This is a genomic window from Moorena sp. SIO4G3 (genome assembly GCF_010692305.1).
In the GTDB taxonomy this organism is placed as follows: domain Bacteria; phylum Cyanobacteriota; class Cyanobacteriia; order Cyanobacteriales; family Coleofasciculaceae; genus Moorena; species Moorena producens_A.
The window spans coordinates 1-1,692 of the sequence record NZ_JAAHIG010000706.1 but is presented as its reverse complement, the minus strand read 5'-3'; the positions used below and the strand labels follow the sequence as shown (position 1 = coordinate 1,692).

Below are 1,692 nucleotides of genomic sequence, written 5' to 3'. Positions count from 1 at the left end.
ACGCTACAATCGACCAGTGGCCAGTTTAGCGGTCCTGAGTGATACCAACCCCCAGTGGCGACCAACCCAATACAGTAGCGAAATCTTCGGCTGTAAAATCCAGTTCAATTTTTTGATGGTGAAACTGTTAGACTACAAACAGCAGTGGCCAGAATTAGAACAAAGTGCCAATCCCTTTGCCACGGTGATCATGGCTCACCTGAAAGCAGTTGATACTCGTAGTGATGGCCAGCAACGGAAAATCTGGAAAATGGCTCTGACCAGACGATTGTACGAGCAAGGGTATCAGCGGCAAGACATCCTAAACTGGTATCACTTCATTGACTGGGTAATGCACTTACCCTCAGCACTAGAACAAACCTTTCGTGAAGAACTTAACCAGTACGAACAGGAGGTCAACATGAAGTATGTCACGAGTATCGAAAGGTTGGGCATTAAGCAAGGTCGTCAGGAAGAAGCTGAGCGACTGCTGCTACGATTGCTTCAAAGGCGCTTTGGAGAGTTATCCCCTGAGATTCAAGCTCGTGTGAAGGGGTTGAGTGTCGAAAAATTAGAACAGTTAATGGATGTGGCCATTGATGTAGAATCTGTTGAGCAATTAGTAGACCATCTGCCAGCACCCGAAGCCGCTAATTAAAACGCTGATTAAAACCAGGACTGATATGTCCTGTATCTATTCTGAAGGGTTAATTGTGATTAACCCTTCACTATTTTTTGAGCAGGGAAACAGGGTTTGGTGATTAATTAGATTAATCAGCCGAACTAGAGAAAATTAATGATTAACCCAGCAGCGGACTATGATTCCCCCTGGAAAGACACCCTGGAATGGTACTTTGAGCCCTTCATTGCCCTATGCTTTGCCCACATTCATAGTCAAATCAATTGGTCTCGTCCAAGTGAATTCCTCGACAAAGAACTGCAAAAGGTGGTGCGAGACGCGGAAGTAGGACGTCGATGGGCTGACAAACTGGTTAAGGTCTGGCTCAACAATGGTCAAGAAACTTGGATTCTAATTCATGTGGAAGTCCAAGGGGAAAAACAGACGGAGTTTGCTAAACGGATGTACACCTACCATCATCGGATTAGCGGACGCTACAATCGACCAGTGGCTAGTTTAGCAGTCTTGAGTGATGCTAACCCCCAGTGGCGACCAACCCAATACAGTAGCGAAATCTTCGGCTGTAAAATCCAGTTCAATTTTTTGATGGTGAAACTGCTAGACTACAAACAGCAGTGGGCAGAATTAGAACAAAGTGCCAATCCCTTTGCCACCGTAATCATGGCTCACCTGAAAGCGGTTGATACTCGCAGTGATGGCCAGCAACGGAAAATCTGGAAAATGGCTCTGACCAGACGATTGTACGAGCAAGGGTATCAGCGGCAAGACATCCTAAACTTGTATCACTTCATTGACTGGGTAATGCACTTACCCTCAGCACTAGAACAAGCCTTTCGTGAAGAAGTTAACCAGTACGAACAGGAGGTCAACATGAAGTATGTCACGAGTATCGAAAGGTTGGGCATTAAGCAAGGTCGTCAGGAAGGTATTTTAGAAGGTCGTCAAGAAGGTCGTCAGGAAGAAGCTGAGCGACTGCTGCTACGATTGCTTCAAAGGCGCTTTGGAGAGTTATCCCCTGAGATTCAAGCTCGTGTGAAGGGGTTGAGTGTCGAAAAATTAGAACAGTTAATGGA

General features: G+C 45.8%; 2 protein-coding genes. Both read left to right on the top strand.

Annotation, left to right across the window (positions count from 1 at the left end; all coding sequences use genetic code 11):
* On the top strand, positions 1-637 hold a 637-nt coding region (locus F6J99_RS44785; protein WP_293123833.1), incomplete at its 5' end, for a DUF4351 domain-containing protein.
* A 138-nt stretch (positions 638-775) separates the two neighbouring features.
* On the top strand, positions 776-1,692 hold a 917-nt coding region (locus F6J99_RS44780), incomplete at its 3' end, for a DUF4351 domain-containing protein (protein ID WP_293123830.1).